Origin of the sequence: Streptomyces sp. NPDC013457 (assembly GCF_043089925.1) — a bacterium.
In the GTDB taxonomy this organism is placed as follows: domain Bacteria; phylum Actinomycetota; class Actinomycetes; order Streptomycetales; family Streptomycetaceae; genus Streptomyces.
Window position 1 is genome coordinate 150,607 of record NZ_JBICBL010000011.1, and the last position, 21,159, is coordinate 171,765.

At 72.1% G+C, this 21,159-nt stretch carries 19 protein-coding genes and 1 pseudogene; 13 read left to right on the plus strand and 7 right to left on the minus strand.

What is annotated here, in order from left to right; all coding sequences use genetic code 11:
• Window positions 1-115 precede the first annotated feature (115 nt).
• Entirely contained in the window at window positions 116-733 is a 618-nt protein-coding gene (locus tag ACF1G2_RS28015; RefSeq protein ID WP_352188544.1) for a MerR family transcriptional regulator, read from the minus strand.
• 191 nt (window positions 734-924) lie between these two features.
• Between ACF1G2_RS28015 and ACF1G2_RS28020 the strand changes: the two genes are divergently transcribed.
• The 5 genes and pseudogenes from ACF1G2_RS28020 to ACF1G2_RS28040 form a co-directional block, all read left to right on the plus strand.
• Window positions 925-2,469 carry a flavin-containing monooxygenase gene (locus tag ACF1G2_RS28020; protein ID WP_391800952.1) on the plus strand — a complete coding sequence of 515 codons (1,545 nt, stop codon included), beginning with the start codon at window positions 925-927 and terminating at the stop codon, window positions 2,467-2,469.
• Window positions 2,466-3,482: an alpha/beta fold hydrolase gene (locus ACF1G2_RS28025; RefSeq protein ID WP_391800953.1), complete on the plus strand. Its 1,017-nt coding sequence runs from the start codon at window positions 2,466-2,468 to the stop codon at window positions 3,480-3,482. The genes ACF1G2_RS28020 and ACF1G2_RS28025 overlap by 4 nt, the downstream gene beginning before the upstream one ends.
• Window positions 3,479-4,360 (plus strand): SDR family oxidoreductase, encoded by an 882-nt coding sequence (locus ACF1G2_RS28030; protein ID WP_391800954.1) that lies wholly within the window; start codon window positions 3,479-3,481, stop codon window positions 4,358-4,360. Before ACF1G2_RS28025 ends, ACF1G2_RS28030 begins: the two co-directional genes overlap by 4 nt.
• 109 nt (window positions 4,361-4,469) lie before the next feature.
• Window positions 4,470-4,658 (plus strand): hypothetical protein, encoded by a 189-nt coding sequence (locus ACF1G2_RS28035; RefSeq protein ID WP_352188447.1) that lies wholly within the window; start codon window positions 4,470-4,472, stop codon window positions 4,656-4,658.
• A gap of 96 nt (window positions 4,659-4,754) precedes the next feature.
• Window positions 4,755-5,234, plus strand: a pseudogene (locus ACF1G2_RS28040) (GNAT family N-acetyltransferase); the annotation flags it as partial.
• On the opposite strand, the gene ACF1G2_RS28045 reads toward ACF1G2_RS28040, so the two are convergent.
• Complete coding sequence (locus ACF1G2_RS28045; RefSeq protein WP_391800955.1) at window positions 5,219-8,569, minus strand: S41 family peptidase; 3,351 nt, start codon at window positions 8,567-8,569, stop codon at window positions 5,219-5,221. The pseudogene ACF1G2_RS28040 and the gene ACF1G2_RS28045 overlap by 16 nt on opposite strands.
• Window positions 8,570-8,766: 197 nt before the next feature.
• On the opposite strand from ACF1G2_RS28045, the gene ACF1G2_RS28050 reads away from it, so the two are divergent.
• The gene (locus ACF1G2_RS28050; protein WP_391800956.1) at window positions 8,767-9,339 is read left to right on the plus strand and encodes a TetR/AcrR family transcriptional regulator; all 573 of its coding nucleotides are present in this window, start codon (window positions 8,767-8,769) and stop codon (window positions 9,337-9,339) included.
• Window positions 9,340-9,449: 110 nt separating this feature from the next.
• Window positions 9,450-11,612, plus strand: coding sequence for an MMPL family transporter (locus tag ACF1G2_RS28055; RefSeq protein ID WP_391800957.1), 2,163 nt, complete (start codon window positions 9,450-9,452; stop codon window positions 11,610-11,612).
• 166 nt (window positions 11,613-11,778) lie between these two features.
• Here the strand turns inward: ACF1G2_RS28055 and ACF1G2_RS28060 are convergent, their stop codons facing one another.
• Window positions 11,779-12,699: an endonuclease/exonuclease/phosphatase family protein gene (locus tag ACF1G2_RS28060; protein ID WP_391800958.1), complete on the minus strand. Its 921-nt coding sequence runs from the start codon at window positions 12,697-12,699 to the stop codon at window positions 11,779-11,781.
• A gap of 38 nt (window positions 12,700-12,737) precedes the next feature.
• Window positions 12,738-13,097, minus strand: a complete 360-nt coding sequence (locus ACF1G2_RS28065; protein WP_391800959.1) for an SsgA family sporulation/cell division regulator — start codon at window positions 13,095-13,097, stop codon at window positions 12,738-12,740.
• Between the two features lie 133 nt (window positions 13,098-13,230).
• Here ACF1G2_RS28065 and ACF1G2_RS28070 point away from each other — a divergent pair, with 133 nt between their 5' ends.
• The 5 genes from ACF1G2_RS28070 to ACF1G2_RS28090 all read left to right on the plus strand — a co-directional run bounded on the left by ACF1G2_RS28070 (window position 13,231) and on the right by ACF1G2_RS28090 (window position 17,674).
• The gene (locus ACF1G2_RS28070; RefSeq protein ID WP_391800960.1) at window positions 13,231-14,262 is read left to right on the plus strand and encodes an energy-coupling factor ABC transporter permease; all 1,032 of its coding nucleotides are present in this window, start codon (window positions 13,231-13,233) and stop codon (window positions 14,260-14,262) included.
• 1 nt (window position 14,263) lies between these two features.
• The gene (gene cbiQ, locus ACF1G2_RS28075; RefSeq protein WP_391800961.1) at window positions 14,264-15,028 is read left to right on the plus strand and encodes a cobalt ECF transporter T component CbiQ; all 765 of its coding nucleotides are present in this window, start codon (window positions 14,264-14,266) and stop codon (window positions 15,026-15,028) included.
• Window positions 15,025-15,771 carry an energy-coupling factor ABC transporter ATP-binding protein gene (locus tag ACF1G2_RS28080; protein ID WP_391800962.1) on the plus strand — a complete coding sequence of 249 codons (747 nt, stop codon included), beginning with the start codon at window positions 15,025-15,027 and terminating at the stop codon, window positions 15,769-15,771. Before cbiQ ends, ACF1G2_RS28080 begins: the two co-directional genes overlap by 4 nt.
• Before the next feature lie 76 nt (window positions 15,772-15,847).
• Entirely contained in the window at window positions 15,848-17,023 is a 1,176-nt protein-coding gene (locus tag ACF1G2_RS28085) for a serine hydrolase domain-containing protein (protein ID WP_391800963.1), read from the plus strand.
• 78 nt (window positions 17,024-17,101) lie between these two features.
• Window positions 17,102-17,674: a GNAT family N-acetyltransferase gene (locus ACF1G2_RS28090; RefSeq protein ID WP_391800964.1), complete on the plus strand. Its 573-nt coding sequence runs from the start codon at window positions 17,102-17,104 to the stop codon at window positions 17,672-17,674.
• Window positions 17,675-17,683: 9 nt separating this feature from the next.
• Here ACF1G2_RS28090 and ACF1G2_RS28095 read toward each other — a convergent pair whose 3' ends face one another.
• The 3 genes from ACF1G2_RS28095 to ACF1G2_RS28105 all read right to left on the minus strand — a co-directional run bounded on the left by ACF1G2_RS28095 (window position 17,684) and on the right by ACF1G2_RS28105 (window position 20,720).
• Complete coding sequence (locus ACF1G2_RS28095; protein WP_391800965.1) at window positions 17,684-18,535, minus strand: EamA family transporter; 852 nt, start codon at window positions 18,533-18,535, stop codon at window positions 17,684-17,686.
• Entirely contained in the window at window positions 18,532-19,023 is a 492-nt protein-coding gene (locus ACF1G2_RS28100; RefSeq protein WP_391800966.1) for a YbaK/EbsC family protein, read from the minus strand. The genes ACF1G2_RS28095 and ACF1G2_RS28100 overlap by 4 nt, the downstream gene beginning before the upstream one ends.
• A gap of 62 nt (window positions 19,024-19,085) precedes the next feature.
• The gene (locus ACF1G2_RS28105; RefSeq protein ID WP_391800967.1) at window positions 19,086-20,720 is read right to left on the minus strand and encodes a penicillin-binding transpeptidase domain-containing protein; all 1,635 of its coding nucleotides are present in this window, start codon (window positions 20,718-20,720) and stop codon (window positions 19,086-19,088) included.
• Between the two features lie 122 nt (window positions 20,721-20,842).
• Between ACF1G2_RS28105 and ACF1G2_RS28110 the strand changes: the two genes are divergently transcribed.
• Window positions 20,843-21,142, plus strand: coding sequence for a hypothetical protein (locus ACF1G2_RS28110; protein WP_391800968.1), 300 nt, complete (start codon window positions 20,843-20,845; stop codon window positions 21,140-21,142).
• Window positions 21,143-21,159: the final 17 nt, after the last annotated feature.

The window sequence follows — 21,159 nt, forward strand, 5'->3', positions numbered from 1 at the left end:
GTCGTGAAGAACTGTCGAAGAACCTGTCACCCGGTCATGAGGGAGCCCGGACGGGAGCCCGGCGGAGGTCCGAAAGGAGCCCGGACGGGAGGCCACGGGGGAGACAGGGGCGGGATCAGGGCTCGCGCAGGCGGCGGTCCAGGGCCATCGAGAGTTCGGCCTCGACCACGCTCTTGGCGAGCGGGCGCAGCCGCTGGATGTCCTTCTCCTCCGCGTGGGCGCGCAGGAGTTCGGTGAAGAGTCCTGCCAGCGCGTCCGCGTGTTCGCGGACCGCCCGTCCGGCCTCCAGGACGGCGGCGAGCGGGATGCCCTCCTTGACCAGGGCCGCGGAGACGTCGAGCAGCCGCCGGCTGATGTGGACGATGGCGTCGCCGTCGGTGGCGAGATAGCCGAGGTCGAGGGCGGCGAGCAGGTTCTCGGGCGTGACCTCGTCCGTGAAGTAGTCGGCCAGCTCCTGGGGGGTGAGCCGGATCGGCTCCTCCTCGGTCGGTTCGCCGAGGCCGAGGACCTCGCTGACGTCCTTGCCGCTCTCGAAGGCGGTGTTGAGGTCGGCGATGCCGTTGAGGGTGTGGCCGCGTTCGAGCAGGGCGCTGATCGTGCGGAGTTTGGCCAGGTGGTGGTCGTCGTACCAGGCGATGCGGCCCTCGCGGCGGGGCGGCGCGATCAGCCCGCGCTCGCGGTAGAAGCGCAGGGTGCGCACGGTGATGCCGGCCGCCGCCGCGAGCTCGTCCATGCGGTACTCGCGTACGCCCTTCACGTCTTCCGATCGGTCTGCCACGCCCGCCAGCCTATGTTGTACCGCCGGTAACTTTCCCTCGTCCGCCCCCTACCGCTCGGTATGCCGCTGCTCTACAGTCCCGACTGTGCCAGTGATTGCTGGCGGAATCTTGGTCGTAGGCACGGGCCGGGCGCACAGGAGGCGGCATGGCGAAGCACGAGCACGTACGCGTGGTGGTGATCGGATCGGGATTCGGTGGACTCGGGGCGGCCGTCCGGCTGCGCCGCGAGGGGATCACCGACTTCGTCGTCCTGGAGCGTGCCGACTCCGTCGGCGGCACCTGGCGCGACAACAGCTATCCCGGCTGCGCCTGCGACGTCCCGTCCCACCTGTACTCCTTCTCCTTCGCGCCCAACCCCGACTGGCCCCGCACCTTCTCCGGACAGCGCCACATCCGCGCGTACCTGGAGCACGTCACCGACACCTTCCGGCTCCGCCCGCACCTGCGGCTGAACCACGAGGTGACGGAGATGCGCTGGGACGCCGACGGACTGCGCTGGGAGATCGAGACCAGCCAGGGCGCCTTCACCGCCGACGTGATCGTCTCGGCGACCGGCCCGCTCTCCGACCCGAAGATCCCCGACATCCCGGGACTCGCGGACTTCCCCGGCAAGGTCTTCCACTCCGCGCAGTGGGACCACGACTACGACCTCGCCGGCAAGCGCGTCGCGATGGTCGGCACCGGTGCCTCCGCCATCCAGATCGTCCCCGCGATCCAGCCCCAGGTCGGCAGGCTGACGCTCTTCCAGCGCACCCCGCCGTGGGTCATGCCCCGCATGGACCGCGCCATCACGGGCGCCGAGCGCTGGCTCCACCGCACCCTCCCCTTCACCGGGACCGCGCGCCGCGGGCTGCTCTGGGGCATCCGTGAGCTCCAGGTCAGCGCCTTCACCAAGCGCCCGGGCGAGCTCGGCCTCGTCGAGTCGCTCGCCAAGGCCAACATGGCCAAGTCGATCAAGGACCCGGCGCTGCGGGCCAAGCTGACCCCGTCGTACCGCATCGGCTGCAAGCGCATCCTGCTCTCCAACGCGTACTACCCGGCGCTCGCCGAGCCCAACGTGGACGTCGTCGCCTCCGGGCTGCGCGAGGTGCGCGGCTCGACCGTCGTGGCCGCCGACGGGACGGAGACCGAGGTCGACGCGATCGTCTTCGGTACGGGCTTCCACGTGACCGACATGCCGATCGCCGACCGCGTCGTCGGCGCGGACGGCGTCCGGCTCTCCGAGGCGTGGAAGGACGGGGTGCAGTCGCTGCGCGGCGCGACCGTCGACGGCTTCCCCAACTGGATGACGATCATCGGGCCCAACACGGGCCTGGGGAACTCCTCCATGATCCTCATGATCGAGTCCCAGCTGAACTACATGGCCGACTATCTGCGCCAGCTCGACGTCCTCGGAGGGCGCGCCGCCCTCGCCGCCCGGCCGTCCGCCGTCGGCGCCTGGAACCGCAAGGTGCAGGACCGGATGGAGCGGACCGTGTGGAAGTCGGGCGGCTGCGACAGCTGGTACCTGGACGCCAACGGCCGCAACACGACGCTCTGGCCGGGCACGACCGGTGAGTTCCGGCGCGAGACGCGTCGGGTGGACCTCGCGGAGTACGAGGTGCTGAGGCCGGCGGTCGCCGAGAAGGCTCCGGCGGGGCGCCGCGGCGCGTCCGGGTCCGCGTCGCGGAAGAAGGAGACGGTGAAGTGAGCCGCCTCTTCGGGTCCCGTACGGGATCGCTGCCGCATCCGCGCGAGGTCGTCGCCGTCTCGGCCGACGGCGCCCGCGTCCACGCCGAGGTGTACGGCCCCGAGGACGCCCCGGCCGTCGTCCTCTCCCACGGCTGGACCTGCTCGATCGGATTCTGGGCCGAGCAGATACGGGAGCTCGCCCGGGATCACAAGGTCATCGCCTACGACCAGCGTGGCCACGGCCGCACCCCCGCCCCGGCCGGCCCGTCCGGCTACTCGACGCGGGCGCTCGCCGACGACCTGGAGGCCGTGCTCGGCGCGACCCTCCACCCGGGCGAGCGTGCGGTCCTCGCAGGGCACTCCATGGGCGGCATGACCCTGATGGCGGCCGCCACGCGCCCGGCCTTCCGGGAGCACGCGGCCGCGGCCCTGCTCTGCTCCACCGGGCCGTCCCGGCTGGTGGCGGAGTCCCTCGTCGTCCCGCTGCGGGCCGGCGGACTGCGGACCAGGCTGACCGGGTGGATCCTGGGAGCGAGGGCGCCGCTCGGACCGGTCACTCCGGTCTCCCGGAAGATCCTCAAGTACGCGACGATGGGGCCGGGTTCCGCGCCCGAGCGGGTCGACACCTGTGCCCGGATCGTGCACGCCTGCCCGCGCCGCCCGCGGGTGGCCTGGTCGCAGGTCCTCGCCGAGCTCGATCTCGACGCGGACGTACGGGAGTTGGAGCTGCCCGTGGCGGTGATCGCCGGAACGGCCGACCGGCTCACGCCGCCCGTGCACTCCCGTGCCCTGGCCGCCGCGCTGCCGCGGTGCGTGGGGCTCGACGAGCTGGCCGGTATGGGCCACATGACACCGGTGGAGGCGCCGGAGGTCGTGACGGCCCGGATCAGGGAACTCGTCACCACGTACGTACGGGAACAGACGCAGGAACAGGTACCGGCTCAGGATCGGGTACCTGCCCAGGAACAGGCGCAGCAACAGGTCCAGGTCCCGGCTCAGGCGCACGGGGACCAGAAGGAGGGTGCGGCATGAGCAGGGTCAGTCTGGAGGGCCAGGTCGCCGTCGTGACCGGAGCGGCCCGGGGGGTCGGCGAACTCCTCGCCCGCAAGCTCTCCGCGCGCGGCGCGAAGATCGCGCTGGTCGGCCTGGAGCCGGAGGAGCTGAAGCAGGTCGCCGGCCGGCTGCACACCGAGGCCGACTGGTGGCACGCGGACGTCACCGACCACGAGGCGATGGCCACGGTCGCGGCCGAGGTCAAGGAGCGCTTCGGCAAGGTCGACATCGTGGTCGCCAACGCGGGGGTCGCCGCGGGCGGTCCGTTCGTGGACTCCGACCCCGTCGCCTGGCGGCGGGTCATCGAGGTCAACCTCATCGGCGGCGCGGTGACGGGGCGGGCGTTCCTGCCCGTCCTGATGGAGTCGCGCGGCTACTTCCTGCAGATCGCCTCGCTCGCCGCGATGACCCCGGCGCCGATGATGACGGCGTACTGCGCCTCCAAGTCGGGCGTCGAGGCCTTCGCCCACAGCCTGCGCGCCGAGGTCGCCCACAAGGGAGTGAAGGTCGGCGTCGGCTACCTCTCCTGGACCGACACCGACATGGTGCGGGGCGCGGACCAGGACGACGTGATGAAGGAGCTCCGGCAGCGGCTGCCCTGGCCGTCGAACCGCACGTACCCCCTGGGCCCGGCCGTGGACCGGATCGTGGCGGGCATCGAGCGCCGCTCGGCGCATGTGTACGCCCAGTGGTGGCTTCGCGGGATGCAGTCCACGCGCGGCTACCTGCCCGGGATCATCGCCACGGTCGGGCAGCGCGAGATGAAGCACTTCGAACCCCGCCTCGCGGGGGTCTCCAAGGGCCTCGTCGGGGCAGGCGGCGCGGCGGACGAACAGGCCCGCTCCGGAAGGGTGTGACGGTCCGTAACTGATCGAAATGCGCGGAATGTTCCGTCATGCCACGCTGGTCGAGGCCCAAGGGGCGAGCCGCCCCGTTCCCCTCACACCCTTCTAGGAGTGAACCTTCATGGGCATGCGAGACCAGTACGAGGACAAGGCGAAGCAGGCCGCCGAGCAGGCGAAGCAGAAGATGGGCAGGGCGAGGGACGAAGCGTCCGAGCGCGCCTCCCGGGCCAAGGGCCGCCCCTCCGAGGAGGAGCAGCGCCGGTCCCAGCAGGAGGGCCAGGACCGCCTCGACATGGACTACGACGCCTGACGTCCGTCCTCCGAAGGCGCACCCGGGACGCCGGGTGCGCCTTTCGCGTTCCCATATTCCGGGCGGTCGCGCGGAGCTGCACCGTACGGTGATCCCATGCCCTTACTGCAGCTGCTCCGAGCCGACCACGCGCCCGCGCTCCTCGCGTTCGAGCGGGAGAACCGCGCGTACTTCGCCGCCCATGTGCCCGACCGGGGCGACGCGTACTTCGAGGAGTTCGCCGCGCGCCACCAGGCGCTCCTGGACGAGCAGCGGACCGGGGGAATCCTCTTCCATGTGCTCGTGGGGGACGGCGGCGAGGTCCTCGGACGGTTCAACCTCGTCGACGTGGCCGACGGCGGCGCCGAACTCGGCTACCGGGTGGCCGAGAAGGCGACCGGGCGCGGGCTCGCCACCCGCGGCGTACGGGAGGTGTGCCGGCTGGCCGCCGAGGAGTACGGGCTGCGGCGGCTGATCGCCACGGCCGCGCTCGACAACGTGCCGTCCCGGGCGGTGCTCGCCCGGGTCGGCTTCGGTGCCGTGGGAGGCGTGACGCTCGACGGCGGCCTGCGGGGCATCGCCTACGAGCTGGACCTGGGCGTGCTGGTCCCGTCCCCGTCCCCGTCCCTGCCCCCGTCCCCGTCCCTGCCCCCGGCCCCGGCGTCCCTCGGGGGGAGCTTCGGGCGGGAGCGGTCGGGCACGTCGTCGTAGCCGGGCGGAGTCGCGGCCGGGGTCTCCGCCAGCAGGGCGAGCGCCACCTCGACCGCGTCGTCCAGCTGGGCGTGCCGGCCCTCGGCCCAGTCCAGCGGGGTCCGCAGGATCGCCAGGTCCGGGGCCACGCCCTGGTTCTCCACCGACCAGCCGTACTCGGGGAACCAGGCCGCGTTCATCGGCACCGTGATCTGCGTGCCGTCGCCCAGCCGGTGCCGGCCCGTCATGCCGACCACCCCGCCCCACGTCCGCTGACCGATCACCGGCCCCAGCCCGAGCAGCTTGAACGCGGCCGTGATCATGTCACCGTCCGAGGACGTCGCCTCGTCCGCGAGCGCGACGACCGGACCGCGCGGGGCGTTCGAGGAGTACGACACCGGCTGGGCGTTGCGCGTCAGGTCCCAGCCCAGGATCTTGCGGGTCAGCTTCTCCACGACGAGTTCGCTGATGTGGCCGCCGGCGTTGCCGCGCACGTCCACGATCAGGGCGGGCCGTGAGACCTCCATCCGCAGGTCGCGGTTGAACTGCGCCCAGCCCGAGCCGCCCATGTCGGGGATGTGCAGGTAGCCGCACCTGCCGCCGCTGACCTCCCGTACCACCGCACGCCGCTTGGCCACCCAGTCCTGGTAGCGCAGCGGGCGGTCGTCGATCAGCGGCACGATCGCCACGCGGCGCGCGCGTCCCTCGCCCTCCGCGGGCCGGAACGTCAGCTCGACGGTCGTACCGCCCGAGGAGGACAGCAGGGGGTACGGTCCCGTCACCGGGTCCACCGGGCGGCCGTCCACATGGGTGAGGACCGCGCCCTCGCGGATCCCCGTGCCCGCGAGCGGCGACCGGGCCTTGGAGTCCGACGAGTCGCCCGGCAGGATCCGCTTGACCATCCAACCCCCGTCCCGGGGGACGAGGTTGGCGCCGAGCAGACCCATCGGTCGCTGGTAGTGCGGCGGTCCCTCGTTGCGGCGCGCGGGTGTCACGTAGGCGTGCGAGGTGCCCAGCTCGCCCATCACCTCGCGCAGCAGATCGGTGAAGTCGTCGGGGGAGGCGACCCGTTCGACCAGCGGACGGTACTGGTCGAGCACGCCCGGCCAGTCCACGCCGCACATGTCCGGGTCCCAGAAGTAGGCCTGGACGATCCGGCCCGCCTCGTCGTAGGCACCCCGCCACTCGGCCTCCGGGTCGACCTCGTGCAGGATCCGCCGCAGGTCGATGTAGACGGTCGAGTCGCCGTCCCCGGGCTCCGTCGCCGGCACCGCCCGCAGTTCGCCCTCGTCGACCACGACGAGCCGTGAGTCGTCGCCGCTGACCGCGAACCAGTCCAGGTGCTGCACCAGTTCGGTCTTGCGGGCCTTGGTGATGTTGAAGTACTCCAGCGTCGGCCGGCCCGTGGTGTCGGCCGGATTGGCGAAGGTCTCGCCGAGCGCGCCCGAGATCGGCCAGCGCAGCCAGACGAGGCCGCCGCCGCTGACCGGGTGCATCGCCGAGTACTTGGACGCGGAGACGGGGAAGGGCGTGACCCGGTCCGCGAGCCCCTCGACCTCCACGATCGTGGTGCCCTCGCCGTCCGCGACCTCGGCGTCGGTCTCGGTCGGGTCGAGCCCGCCCGCCGCGGGCCGGCCGTCCGGCAGCAGCGCGAAGGGGGAGGGCGTGGCGGAGGAGAGCGGTACGAGATAGGGGCGGCAGCCCAGCGGGAAGGAGAGGTCGCCGGTGTGCACGTCGTACACCGGGTCGAAGCCTCGCCAGGAGAGGAAGGCGAGGTAGCGGCCGTCGCGGGTGAAGACCGGATTCTCGTCCTCGAAGCGGCCGTTGGTGACGTCGACGATCGTCCGGGGGCCCGGGCCGGCGATCCGGGCCATCTTGATCTGCCGCAGCGAACGGCCGATCCCCGGGTGTGCCCAGGTCAGCCAGGACCCGTCGGGGGAGAAGGCGAGATCGCGCACCGGTCCGTTGATCGAGCGGATCAGCTCGGTGACCTCGCCGGTGGACTCCTCGGCCGTGTCGAGGAGCAGCAGCCGGCCGTCGTGGGACGCGATCGCGAGGCGCTCGCCCTCCGGGTCGGAGATCATCTCCTCGATCCGGCCCAGCTCGCCCGAGGCCAGCCGGCGCGGCTCCCGTTCCCCGCTCGCACGCGGCAGGTACGCGATCTCGACGGCGTCCTCGCCCTCGGCGTCGGTGACGTACGCGACCTGGCCGCTGCTGCCCAGCATCTCGGGCAGCCGGACCCGTACGCCCGGGGTGTCGGTGATCGTGCGGGCCGGGCCGTCGCGGTGGGTGAGCCAGTACAGGCTGCCGCGGACCGAGACCGCGCTCGCCCGCCCCGTCTCGTCGACGGAGAGGGCGTCCACGTGGTTGGCGGCCGGGACCTGGTAGTGCCGCCGACCGGCGCGCGGGCCGCCGAGCCGCACCTCCAGCCTGCGCGGGACGGAGTCGGGGGCGGTCACGTCGTCGACGATCCACAGGTCGCCGGCGCACTGGTAGACCACGCGCCGTCCGTCGCTGGAGGCGTGCCGGGCGTAGAAGGCGTCGTGGTCGGTGTGGCGGCGCAGATCGGTGCCGTCGGGCAGGCAGGAGTAGAGGTTGCCGACGCCCTCGTGGTCGGAGAGGAAGGCGATCCGGCCGGCCACGAACATCGGCGCGTCGAGGTGACCGCCGATGTCCGGCAGCAGCTGCTCGCCGTGCAGCCAGAGCCGGCCGGTGGCTCCGCCGCGGTAGCGCTTCCAGGAGGCCGGCTCGTGCGGCGGCTTGCCGGTGAGGAGGAGCGTGCGGCGCTCGCCGTCGAGGTCGGCCACGGCGATGTCGGAGACGGGACCCCAGGGCATCCGGCCGCCGGGGGAGCCGTCGGTGGGGACGGTGTAGGCCCAGGAGAAGTACGAGAAGGGCTGGCCGTGCGAGGAGACGGCGAGGATGTCGCCCTCCGGGGACCAGGAGCAGACCCGGGTGTCGGTGGAACCCCAGTAGGTGAGCCGTCGTGAGGGGCCGCCCTCGACCGGCGCGAGGTGGATCTCGGGGTCGAGGCTGCGCCAGGTCGTGTACGCGATGTGGCGGCCGTCGGGCGAGAAGCGGGGGTGGCCGACCCGGGTCCGGTCGACGGTGACCCGCCAGGCCCGGCCGGGGCGGTGGCCGTCGGGCACGAGGGGTGCGACCCAGAGGTCGTCCTCGGCCGCGAAGCACAGCAGGTCGTCGTGGAGGTGCGGGTAGCGGAGATACGCGGCGTCGTCACTCACCCCCCAATGCTTTCCACCCTGATGGGGTGCGGCAACTCGTACGGGCTTTCGCCTCCCGGTCGGCTTGGTTCGCGCGGTCCGGGGCCGATGGCCCTGGGGCGCTGTGGTGCAGGACACGTACGAAACGGTTTCGTTTCGCTGAGGGCCGGGGTACCTTCGAGGTGTACGAAACCGTTTCGTTCGGATGGAGACCGGTCATGGCAGGCAGCAGGCTCACCCCAGAACGTGAGTCCGAGCTGTACGGAGCCGTGCTCGACCTCCTGCGCGAGGTCGGCTACGACGCCCTCACCATGGACGCCGTCGCCGCCCGCACCCGCTCCAGCAAGGCCACCCTCTACCGCCAGTGGGGGAGCAAGCCCGAGCTGGTCGCCACGGCACTGCGCGACAACAAGCCCATCAAGCTCGCCCAGATCGACACGGGCACCCTGCGCGGCGACTTCCAGGCGATCATGGAGCTGACCGACGACTGCCAGATGGAGAAGGACACCGCGCTGATGCGCGGCCTCGCCCAGGCGGTCCACGCCAACCCCGACCTGCACCAGGCGCTGCGCGAACTGCTCATCGAACCCGAGATGAGCAACCTGCGCGTCACCCTGGAGCGAGCGGTGGCACGGGGCGAGATCAGGGCCGACAACCCGGCACTGAAATTCGTCCCGCACATGATCATCGGGGCGTTCGTCGCCCGTCCGCTGATCGAGGACCAGCCGATCGACCGCGCCTTCATCACCGACTACGTCAACGCCGTCGTGCTCCCCTCACTCGGCGTCTGACACTCCCCACAGCACCACCCGCACCGCCCGCACCACCTGACGTCGAACCGCTCACGCCGTCGGGCCGGCTCCCCATGCCCTGTCCCACCACGAATTGGGAGTAAGCCCCCGTGGCCACGTTCCTCTACAAGCTGGGTCGCTCCGCCTTCCGGCGCCGACGGCTCGTCGCCCTGCTCTGGGTGGCGCTGCTCGCGCTCGCCGGAGTCGGCGCGGCCACCGCGCCCGCCGCGACCTCCAGCTCCTTCTCGATTCCCGGTACCGAGGCCCAGAAGGCCTTCGACCTTCTTGAGCAGCGCTTCCCCGGCGGCAACGCCGACGGGGCCACCGCCCGCGTCGTCTTCAAGGCCCCCGAGGGCCAGAAGATGACCGACGCGGCCAACAAGGCCAAGGTCCAGGACGTCGTCGACGAGCTGAAGGCCGGCTCCGACGAGGTCGCCTCCGTCGTCGACCCGTACACCGCCCAGGCGGTCTCGAAGGACGGCTCGACCGCCTACGTCTCCGTCAGCTACAAGGTCTCCGGCATGGAGCTGAGCGACGCGACGCGTGAGGCGCTGCAGAAGACCGGGCACGACGCGCAGGGGAAGGGGCTGACCGTCGAGATCGGCGGTGACGCCCTCCAGACCATGCCGGAGACCGGCGCGGGCGAGATCGTCGGCGTGGTCATCGCCGGCATCGTGCTCGTCATCACCTTCGGCTCGCTGGTCGCCGCGGGGCTTCCGCTGCTCACCGCGATCATCGGCGTCGGCATCGGCGTCTCCTCGATCACGGCGCTCGCGAACGTCCTCGACCTCGGCTCCACCACCTCCACCCTCGCGATGATGATCGGCCTCGCGGTCGGCATCGACTACGCCCTCTTCATCGTCTCCCGCTACCGCGCGGAGCTCGCCGAGGGCCGGGAGCGCGAGGACGCCGCGGGCCGTGCGGTCGGCACGGCCGGCTCGGCCGTGGTCTTCGCCGGTCTCACCGTGGTGATCGCGCTGGTCGGCCTCGCCGTCGTCAACATCCCGATGCTGACGAAGATGGGCTTCGCCGCGGCCGGCACGGTCGTGATCGCGGTCCTCATCGCGCTCACCCTGATCCCGGCGCTGCTCGGCTTCGCCGGCACCAAGGTCGTGGGCCGCAAGGAGCGCAAGGGGCTGAAGAAGGCCGACGACAAGCCCAACATGGGCACCCGCTGGGCCCGGTTCGTCATCCGCCGCCCGGTCATGGTCCTGCTCGTCGGTGTCCTCGGTCTCGGCGCGGTCGCCGTGCCGGCCGCCTCCCTGGAGATGGGCCTGCCGGACGACGGCGCGAAGCCGGTCTCCGCCACCGAGCGCCGGGCGTACGACCTGCTGTCGGACGGGTTCGGCCCCGGATTCAACGGGCCGCTGATGGTCGTCGTCGACGGGGACGAGGCCGCGGCCGAGTCCGCCGTGAAGGAGATCAAGGGCCTGGACGGGGTCGTGGCGGTAACGAAGCCGACGCCGAACAAGGCAGGCGACACCGCGATGATCACGGTCATCCCGAAGGACCGCCCCTCCTCGGTCGAGACCGAGACCCTGGTCCACGACATCCGGGACGCGACCGGCGACGACGTCCTGGTCACCGGCGCCACCGCGATGAACGTCGACTTCTCGCAGAAGATGAACGACGCCCTCGTGCCCTACCTGGCGCTGGTCGTCGGGCTCGCCTTCCTGCTCCTCATGGTGGTCTTCCGCTCGATCCTCGTTCCGCTGAAGGCGGCCCTCGGCTTCCTGCTCTCGGTGGTCGCCGCCCTCGGCGCGGTCGTCGCGGTCTTCCAGTGGGGCTGGCTCGGCTCGCTGTTCGGGGTCGAGCAGACCGGCCCGATCATGTCGATGATGCCGATCTTCATGGTCGGTGTGGTCTTCGGTCTGGCCATGGACTACGAGGTCTTCCTCGTCACCCGGATGCGCGAGGCGTACGTCCACGGGGAGCGGCCCGGCGAGACGATCGTGACCGGCTTCCGGCACAGCGCCCGGGTGGTCACCGCCGCCGCGGTGATCATGATCGCGGTCTTCTCCGGCTTCATCGGCATGACCGACCAGATGATCAAGATGATCGGCTTCGGTCTCGCCGTGGCCGTCCTCTTCGACGCGTTCGTGGTCCGCATGGCGATCGTGCCGGCGGTGCTCGCGCTGCTCGGTCACAAGGCGTGGTGGCTGCCCAAGTGGCTGGACAGGGCGCTGCCCAACGTGGACGTGGAGGGCGAGGGCCTGGCGGCGAAGGACGCCGAGGGGCCGCAGGACCCGGAGCGCGAGCTCGTGAGGGTCTGAGCCCCCTGAGGAACTCCGGGGCGACAACTCCTTGAGCGGAGGAGGACGCCCCGGATCCGCGCCGGGACCTGTGGGGACGGGGAGCCGACGCGGCACCGCGCCGTCATCGTGTCGACACCGACACGATGACGGCGCGGTTGCGTTCGGCGCTACCGCGGACCGGTCCTCAGGCCGCCGGGGGAGTGATCGTCACGCTCTCGACGAGGACGTGGTGGTCCGAGCGCGGGGTGTCGGCGACCAGGCACCAGCGGCGCGCCTCGCTGCTGAACAGGTGGTCGAGCTTCCAGCCGCCGTCGTGGGTGTCGCGGCCGTCGCGGACCGCCCCCTGCTGGTCGCACTCCCGGTAGCCCGGGGTGCCCTCACCCTGGGAGTAGAGGCCGGCCGGCCAGATCCAGACGTCCGGGTTGCCCGGCCGGTCCGGCGGGCTCGCGTTGAAGTCGCCGCCGAAGACCACCTTCGGGAAGCCGGAGACGACCTGCTTGATCTCCGCGAGCTGGTCGTCGCGGTAGTCCCAGTCGGGGTGGTCGGGGTTGGCGTTCTTCGTCGACACGTGCACGGTGCAGAGCCGTACGCCGAAGTACGTCGCCGTCGCGCACTGGAACGGCCGGGTCAGACCGGTCCACGGCTGGGTCGTCGGGTACTGCTGGGCGTCGGTGAGACCGGCCTTGGCCACGATCGCGGTGCCGACGAGGTCGTTCGGGTCGGAGCCGGCGCCGGTCGCGCAGGGGCTCGGGGTCCGCACGCCGTTCTGCGACCAGTGGTACGGCGCGAAGCTCTTGCTCCACCCCGGGCCGAGCTTGGTCATCAGGTCGTCGAGGCCGCTCGCGCAGACCTCCTGGAGCAGGACGGCCTGCACGTAGTGGCTCTGCACGTACTGCTTGACCACGTCGGACTTCTCAGCGGCGGTGCCGGTGCCGGTGCATCCCCACCGCTCGACGCCGCACATGTTCCAGCTCATGACCTGCAGGTTGGTTCCCGGCGGTGGTGTCGCCGCGGCGGGCGCGGCCTGCGCCGTGGTGCCGGACACCGATGCCCCGGACAGGGCCAGAAGGGCGGCGCCCAGCGCCCCCCACAGTCTCTTCCTCAAGTGGATCCCCCATGATCGTCAGGAATGACGACCGAACTCTACGGGGCTATCGAGGCGGTGACCGCGTAGGTGTGCTTCAGGAAGCGGAGCAGGGCGGTGGTGTCGAACTGGACGACCGCGACCCCGTCGGCGGTGTGGAACTCGACGACCGTCTGCACCCGGCCGCAGGGCCAGACGCTCACGTCGCCGAGGCGGGCCGGGGCCCGCATCCCCGTTTCGAGCAGGTCGCGCGGGAAGGACCACTCGATGTTGCCGGGGAAGACGAAGCGCACGGTGGCGGGGCCGGATCCGGGGTCGTAGCGGAGGGCGACCGGGACGGGGCGGGAGAGAGGGGCGTCGCTGATGATCCGGCCCTTGGCGTGGTCCTGGATCTCATGGCCTTCCGCGGTGGGGGACATCGAGCCACTCCTCACACTCGTCTCATGTATCCCCTAATGTCCCATATTCTCACTCATCTGCGCGGGGGAAGCCGCTCTTCTGTGACCTGTGCGCTCTTGCAAGTCCTTTGCAGGAGCATTCATCATTCGGGGCGTGCATGTACCTGACGGATTCATCAACGCCCCCGTATCGGCCGTCGCCGGTGTCGTCGCCGCCGGCGCCGTAGCCGTCAGCCTGCGCGGAGCGCGCCGCGAGCTGGACGACAGGGCGGCCCCGCTGGCCGGGCTCGTCGCCGCGTTCATCTTCGCCGTACAGATGCTGAACTTCCCGGTCGCGGCCGGGACCAGCGGACATCTGCTCGGCGGCGCCCTCGCCGCGATACTCGTCGGGCCGTACACCGGCGTGCTCTGCATCGCCGTCGTCCTGCTGATGCAGGGCATCCTCTTCGCGGACGGCGGACTCACCGCGCTCGGCGTGAACATCACCGTCATGGGCGTGGTCACGGTCGTCGTCGCGTACGCGCTCTTCCGCGGACTCGTCCTCGTCCTGCCCCGCACCCGCCGCTCGGTGACCGTCGCCTCCTTCGTGGCCGCGCTCGTCTCCGTGCCGGCCGCGGCCGCCGCCTTCACGCTCGTCTACGCGATCGGCGGCACCACCGACGTACCGCTGGGCAAGGTGTTCACCGCCATGGTCGGCGTGCACACCCTCATCGGCATCGGCGAGGCCGCCATCACCATGCTGACCGTCGGCGCGGTCGTGGCGGTCCGACCCGACCTCGTGTACGGCGCCCGCGGGCTCACCGCCCCGCTCAAGCTGCGCGTCGGCGGCGAGCTGGTCGACGCGCCGGCCCGCGACTTCGCGCCGGTCGCCGCCCGCTCGCCGAAGAGGTTCTGGCTCGGCGGCGTGGCCGCCGCGCTGCTCCTCGCCGGCGTCGTCTCCTTCTACGCCTCCGCGAGCCCGGACGGCCTGGAGAAGGTCGCCGCCGACAAGGGCTTCGACAAGAACGTCGAGGAGCACGCGGCCGCCGACTCCCCGCTCGCCGACTACGGCGTCAAGGGCATCGAGACCGCCCGGCTGTCCGGCGGCCTGGCGGGCGTGATCGGCGTCGGCGTGACGCTCGCGGTCGGCACCGGGGCCTTCTGGGCAGTGCGCCGCCGCAGGAACTCCTCGGGAGCCCAGGTCTGACATGGGAGCGGGGCACGCGCACAAGCTGTACCGGCGGGGGGTCTCGCCGGTGCACGGGCTGCCCCCGCACACCAAGCTCGCCGCCGTCCTCGTCTTCGTGGTGGTCGTGGTCTCCACGCCCCGCGAGGCGGTCTGGGCCTTCGGGGGCTATGCCGTCCTGCTCGGAGGCGTGGCGGCGTACGCCCGGATCCCGGCCGGGTTCGTCCTGCGCCGCCTCCTCATCGAGATCCCGTTCGTGGCCTTCGCCTTCCTGATGCCCTTCGTGGTCCCGGGAGAGCAGACGGAGGTCCTCGGCCTCTCCGTCTCCGTCCCCGGCCTGTGGGGCGCCTGGAACGTCCTCGCCAAGGGGACCCTCGGTGTCGCCGCCTCCGTGCTCCTCGCCGCCACCACCGAACTGCGCGAGCTGCTGCTGGGCCTCCAGCGGCTGAAGCTCCCGCCGCTGCTCGTCCAGATCGCCTCCTTCATGATCCGGTACGGCGACGTCATCACGGACGAGATGCGCCGGATGTCCGTCGCCCGCCGCTCGCGCGGCTTCGAGGCGAAGGGCGTGCGCCAGTGGGGCGTCCTCGCCAAGTCCGCGGGTGCGCTCTTCATCCGCTCGTACGAGCGCGGTGAGCGCGTCCACCTCGCGATGGTCAGCCGGGGCTACGCGGGCTCCATGCCGGTCATCGACGAGGTGACCGCCACCCGGACCCAGTGGGCGCGGGCGGCCGCCCTGCCCGCCGCCGCACTCGTGATCTGCCTGTTGGGATGGACCCTCCGATGACCACCGCCCCCTCCCTCGACGTCCGTGGCCTCGCGTACGCGTACCCCGACGGCCACCAGGCCCTGTTCGGCGTCGACCTGACCGTCGAACGCGGTGAGCGGGTCGCGCTGCTCGGCCCCAACGGCGCGGGCAAGACGACCCTCGTCCTCCACCTCAACGGCATCCTCACCGGCGGCGCGGGCACGGTCGCCGTCGCCGGGCTGCCGGTCGAGAAGCGGAACCTCGCCGAGATCCGGCGCCGGGTCGGGATCGTCTTCCAGGACCCGGACGACCAGCTCTTCATGCCGACCGTCCGCGAGGACGTCGCGTTCGGCCCGGCGGCCGCGGGGCTGCGGGGCGCCGACCTCGAGGCGGTGGTGGTCAGGGCTCTGGAACGCGTCGGCATGGCGGAGTTCGCGGACCGGCCGCCCCACCATCTGTCGTTCGGGCAGCGGCGGCGGGTGGCGGTCGCGACCGTCCTCGCGATGGAGCCGGAGATCCTCGTCCTGGACGAGCCCTCCTCCAACCTCGACCCGGCCTCCCGGCGCGAGCTCGCGGACGTCCTGCGCTCCCTGGACGTCACCGTCCTCATGGTCACCCACGACCTGCCGTACGCCCTGGAGCTCTGCCCGCGCTCGGTGATCCTCAGCGAGGGCGTGATCGCCGGGGACGGCCCCACGGCCGACGTCCTCGCCGACGAGGAGCTGATGGCGCGCAACCGCCTGGAACTCCCGTACGGCTTCGTGCCCCGCTCCGTCGCCTGACCGTTCCCACCCCCGGAATCGGCGGCCTGGGACCGACGTTGCACCATGGGGGTACGAGCGAGAAGGAGTGTGGGACGTGGACGTCCGGGGCACGGTGGCGGCGGGATTCGAGCCGGTCAGGGACGCGTTCCTGCGCAACTTCGAGCAGCGCGGCGAGCGGGGTGCGGCGGTCGCCGTCTACCGCGACGGCGTCAAGGTCGTCGACCTGTGGGCGGGGACCCGCGACGTCGACGGCGAGGTCCCGTGGGCCGTCGACACCGCGCAGGTCGTCCGCTCGGCCACCAAGGGCGTCGCCGCCGCCGTACCGCTGCTGCTCCACCAGCGCGGCCAGCTCGACCTGGACGCGCCGGTCGGCACGTACTGGCCGGAGTTCAAGGCCGCCGGCAAGGAGCGGGTGAGCGTACGGCAGCTGCTCGCGCACCGGGCGGGCGTACCGGTCCTGGACCGGCCGCTGACGCTCCCCCAGGCGATCGACCCGGCCGTCGCCCAGGCGGCGATCGCCGCACAGGCACCGGCCTGGCAGCCGGGCACGGCCCACGGCTACCACGCGCACACCTTCAGCTGGCTGCTCTCCGGTCTCGTCCACCGGGTCACCGGCCGCACCATCGGCCGCTGGGTCGCCGAGGAGGTGGCCCGCCCCCTCGGCCTCGACCTCTGGATAGGCCTGCCGCCCGAAGAGGAGGCGCGGGTCGGCCGCATCGGCCCGGTGGAGGAGCGGGAACCCGCCGACAGCGGCGCCCTGAAGCTCCGCCCCAAGCGCGCCGTCACCGAGGCCTACCGCGACCCCGACTCCCTGACCCGGCGCGCCTTCGGGGCGATCGACCCCAAGCCCGACGAGAACGACCCGGCGTACCGCGCGGCCGAACTGCCCGGCTCGGCCGGGGTCTCCACGGCCCGCGCGCTGGCCCGCTTCTACGCCTCGACCCTCGGCCCGGTCGACGGCGGCCGCCGCCTCTTCGCCCCGGCGACCCTCACCCTCGCCCGCACCGAGGAGTCCGCGGGCCCCGACCGGGTCCTGATGGTGGGCACCCGCTTCGGCCTCGGCCACATGCTCCACGGCCCGGCCTCCCCGCTCCTCGGCCCCACCTCCTTCGGCCACCCGGGCCGGGGCGGCTCCCTGGCCTTCGCCGACCCGGAGTCGTCGATCGCGTTCGGCTACGTCACGAACGGCATGCGCAAGACCGTCACGGCCGACCCCCGGGCCCAGGCCCTGGTCCGCGCGGTCCGCACGGCCCTCGACCAGGGGGCCTGAGCCGCCCTCGACCGAGGGACGAGCCGTCGCGGGGCGGTACGCGCCACACCGGCGCGTGCACCGTGCCATCGTGGAGACATGAGCATCGACGTTCGTCCGGCGTCCGTCTTCGAGGACGTCCGGACGCTGCTCGGTCCGAAGTCGCCCGGGTCCAACGTCTGCTGGTGTCTGAGCTACCGGATCCCGTCCAAGCTCAACAACGAGCTGCGCGGGCCGGCCCGGGGCGAGTACGTCGCCGGGCTGTGCCGTGACAAGGTTCCCCCCGGGGTCGTCGCCTACGACGGGGACGAGCCGGTCGGCTGGGCCGCCGTGGCGCCGCGGGCGGACACCTCGTTCGCGCGCAGCCGGAAGATCCCGCACGTCGACGATCTGCCGGTCTGGTCGATCTGGTGCGTGCGGGTACGCCCCGGCCACCGGAAGAAGGGCATCTCGCACGCCCTCATCGCCGGGGCGGTCGAGTTCGCCCGCGCCCAGGGCGCGCCGGCGGTCGAGGCGTACCCCCTCGACAACGGGGACGCCAAGGTCGATCTGACCATGGCGTACGCCGGGCTGCGGAAGAACTTCGAGCGGGCCGGGTTCGTCCACGCCGCCGACACCGCCTCGGCGCTGGCCGGTCACCCCCGGATCCTGATGCGGCACGACCTGCACTGACAGCCGGCGTCAGGCCGTGGTCAGCATCAGCCCGATGCCCACGACCATCAGCCCGGCCGCCGCGATCCTCGGACCCCCGAAGCGCTCCTTGAGGAAGACCGCCCCGATCGCCGCCCCGACGATGATCGAGGACTCCCGCAGCGCCGCGATCGGGGCGAGCGGCGCCTTCGTCTGGGCCCACAGGACCAGTCCGTACGCGGTGACCGACAGGCCCGCGCCGAGGAGCCCCCGCGCGGCGTACGGGCGGAGCTGGGGGAGCAGGGCGGCGCGCCGGGTCCACAGGGCGTACGCCGGGATGGCCAGGCCCTCCAGGAGCATCAGCCAGGCGATGTAGCCGAGCGGGGTGCCCGAGGCGCGCACCCCGACGCCGTCGACGACGGTGTAGCCGGCGATGGCAAGGCCCGTCGCCCCGGCCGCGAGCAGCGCCGCCCAGTCCGGGCGCCGGCCGGAGCCCCGGATGCCCCAGAGAGCCAGGCCCGTCAGGCCCGCGCAGGCGACGGCCACCCCGGTGAGCTGCCACGCGTCGGGGATCTCGTCGACGAAGACCGCCGCGAGCACGGTCACGGCCAGCGGAGCCGTACCGCGGGCGATCGGGTACATCTGCCCGAAGTCGCCCAGTGTGAACGACCGCATGAGCAGGACCATGTAGCCCACGTGCAGCGCGGCGGAGGCGACCAGGTACGGCCACGCCCCGGCCGCCGGCAGCGGTACGAAGAAGGCCGCGACACCGCCGATCAGCGCGCCGCCGCCGGATATCAGCGTGAAGGAGAGCAGCTGGTCGCGGATGGTGTGGGCCATCGCGTTCCAGGCGGCGTGCGTCACGGCGGCGAGCAGGACGGCCGTGACGACCAGCGGCGTCACGCGGCCGGCCTCTCGCGCACGTCCACCAGCGCCCCGCCCGCGTGGGCGATCAGGGACTTCGGGTCCAGCGCGAACACGGTGTGCGGGGTGCCCGCGGCCGCCCACACCACGCCGTGGTCGAGCAGCCCACGGTCGGCCAGCACCCGTGTCCGGGTGAGGTGCCCGAACGGCGGGACGCCGCCGATCGCGTACCCGGTCGTCTCCCGTACGACCTTCGCGTCGGCCCGCGTCACCGCCCCGGCGCCCAGCTTCGCGCGCACGCGTTCCACGTCGACCCGCGAGGAGCCGTCCATCAGCACGAGTACGGGGACGCCGTCCGCCGCGAAGATCAGCGACTTGACGATCTCGGACACCTCGCAGCCGATCGCCTCGGCCGCCTGAGCGGCCGTGCGGGTCTCGTCCGGGAAACCACGGATCTCGACGTCGAGGCCCAGCTCCCGCAGGGCGTCGGCGAACCGGGGGTGCGCTTGGGGTTCCTGAGAGCTCATGGCCCGCACGCTAGCGTTCGGTGTATGGGCCACGCGACTGCATTCCCCGAGGGTGTGCAGTCTCACCCCGCGCGCAGCACGTTCGCCACCACCGTCCCCGCCGCGTCGCCGCCGTGGCCGCCGGACTGGACGACGGCGGCGGCCGCGAGGTCGTCCGAGTAGCCGGAGAACCAGCTGTTGGAGGTGGCCTGGCCGTCGACCTCCGCCGAGCCCGTCTTCGCGCCCTTGGCCCCGCCGACCGAGGCCATCGCCTTCGCGGCCGTCCCCTCACCGGTCGCCGCCGCCCGCATCATGGCGCGCAGCTGGCTCGACACCGACTCCGGCAGGGAGCGCGAGGCCTGGGCGAAGGTCCGCCCGTCCAGCTCCTTCGACACCAGATACGGCTGCTTGAAGGTGCCGTACTTCGCGGTGGCGGTGATCGAGGCGATGTTGAGGGCGTTCATCTGCACGGTGCCCTGACCGATGTACTGCTCCGCCGCCGCGCCCTGCGTCTCCTCGGGGACCGACCCGTCGGCGGTCACGACGCCGGTCTTCCAGTCGAGGCCGATCCCGAAGACGTCCCGGGCCTCCTTGCCGAGCGCGGAGTCGTCGTCCACGTCGTCGATCAGCTTGATGAAGGCCGTGTTGCAGGACTTGGCGAAGCTCCGCTTGAAGGGGACGGTCCCGAGCGCGAAGTTGTCGAGGTTGTGGAACGTACGGGTGTAGTAGCGGGCCTCCGGCGGGCACGGCGCGGGCCCGTCCGCCGTCACGAGCCCCTTCTCCAGGAGCATCGCCGCGGTGAGGATCTTCAGGGTGGAACCGGGGGCCTGCTTGCCCTCGAACGCCGCGTTGAAGCCGGTCGCCGGATTGTTGGCCACCGCCCGGATCTCGCCCGTGGACGGCTGGACCGCCACCACCGACGCCTGCTCGTACTGCTTCACGCTCCGCTCGGCCGCCGCCTGCGCCGCGGCGTCGATGGTCGTCTCCAGGCGCCCGGGCCTGCCCTTCACATGGGTGACGAGGGTGATGTCCGGGACGTTCTCCGTCTCCGACTCGATCCAGGTCTCCACACCCGGCTCCCCGCCGGTCCGCGCCGCGTACTTCTCGCGGAGCTGCTCCAGGACGGGCCCGAGCGAGGGGTACTTCTCCGCCGTCAGCTCGGCGCCCTTGCGGTCGACGGCCTGGATCGCGCCGGTCTTCGCGGGGCCGGTGCGCACGGTCCCGCCCTTGGTGAGCCTGGGGTGGATGACGGCCGGCTTCCAGTCCACGAGCGGCCGCCCGGTGGAGAGCCCGCGCACCACGGTCAGTTCGGAGGTGTACGTCCAGGGCTTGGACTGCCCGTCGTACGTGACGGTCGCCTTCACCGTGAACGGCACCTTCGGGCCGACGGGAGCGCCGGGCGTGATCTCCGCCTCGGAGACCTTCGCGCCCTCCGCGAAGCCGGCCACGACGGGCCCGGCGTCGACCGGGTTGTTGGTCAGCTGCCCGGCCCGCTCGGACTCCCCGGCCGCCCACGCGGCCAGGAAGTCCTTGGCCGTGTCGGTGACTTCGTCCTCCGTGACGGGGCCGGAGCGTCTCTCCTCCGACGAGGCGGCGGAAACACCCCCGCCGGTCCCTCCGTTGACGCCCTGCCAGAGGTTGTAGCCCCCGTAGCCGACACCGCCCGCCACGACGATGAAGACTCCGCCGACGATCGCGAATTTCGCACCGCTGCGCATCTCTGTGGTCCCCTCCCCAGAAGCCCCAGTAGCCCCACAGGTTCGTTCAGTCAAGCACTCGGCCCGGGCGCTGTCACTCGACATCCGCCGAACACGCGTGCGCGTCGCGAGAGGATGGCGGCATGGACCGGAAGATGAAGAGGGAACACGAAGAACGGCAGCAGAGGGAGCTGACCGCCGGTGAAACGGCCATCGGCTTCTACTCGGCGACGCTGGACGCACCGCCCCATCCCCACACCGTCCTGGGCATAGCCGCCGGAGAGAAGAGGGGGACCCCGATGGAAGCCGTGCTGAGCATGCAGAATCGGGCGAGTCATTACGGCGCCGACGGGGTGCTGGGTGTGTCGATCATCGCGATCGGAGCGCATCCCGAGCTGTACCTCGCCTACGGCACCGCCGTGCGGTGGGCCCAGGCGGAATAGAAGAAGGGCGCGGCCGG

Bases quoted from the DNA above. Each gene is read 5' to 3' on its own strand.
- ACF1G2_RS28015 (WP_352188544.1), bottom strand. From the start codon at position 733: ATGGACGAGCTCGCGGCGGCGGCCGGCATCACCGTGCGCACCCTGCGC.
- ACF1G2_RS28020 (WP_391800952.1), top strand. From the start codon at position 925: ATGGCGAAGCACGAGCACGTACGCGTGGTGGTGATCGGATCGGGATTC.
- ACF1G2_RS28030 (WP_391800954.1), top strand. From the start codon at position 3,479: ATGAGCAGGGTCAGTCTGGAGGGCCAGGTCGCCGTCGTGACCGGAGCG.
- ACF1G2_RS28035 (WP_352188447.1), top strand. From the start codon at position 4,470: ATGGGCATGCGAGACCAGTACGAGGACAAGGCGAAGCAGGCCGCCGAG.
- ACF1G2_RS28050 (WP_391800956.1), top strand. From the start codon at position 8,767: ATGGCAGGCAGCAGGCTCACCCCAGAACGTGAGTCCGAGCTGTACGGA.
- ACF1G2_RS28065 (WP_391800959.1), bottom strand. From the start codon at position 13,097: ATGTCCCCCACCGCGGAAGGCCATGAGATCCAGGACCACGCCAAGGGC.
- cbiQ (WP_391800961.1), top strand. From the start codon at position 14,264: ATGGGAGCGGGGCACGCGCACAAGCTGTACCGGCGGGGGGTCTCGCCG.
- ACF1G2_RS28080 (WP_391800962.1), top strand. From the start codon at position 15,025: ATGACCACCGCCCCCTCCCTCGACGTCCGTGGCCTCGCGTACGCGTAC.
- ACF1G2_RS28090 (WP_391800964.1), top strand. From the start codon at position 17,102: ATGAGCATCGACGTTCGTCCGGCGTCCGTCTTCGAGGACGTCCGGACG.
- ACF1G2_RS28100 (WP_391800966.1), bottom strand. From the start codon at position 19,023: ATGAGCTCTCAGGAACCCCAAGCGCACCCCCGGTTCGCCGACGCCCTG.
- ACF1G2_RS28105 (WP_391800967.1), bottom strand. From the start codon at position 20,720: ATGCGCAGCGGTGCGAAATTCGCGATCGTCGGCGGAGTCTTCATCGTC.
- ACF1G2_RS28110 (WP_391800968.1), top strand. From the start codon at position 20,843: ATGGACCGGAAGATGAAGAGGGAACACGAAGAACGGCAGCAGAGGGAG.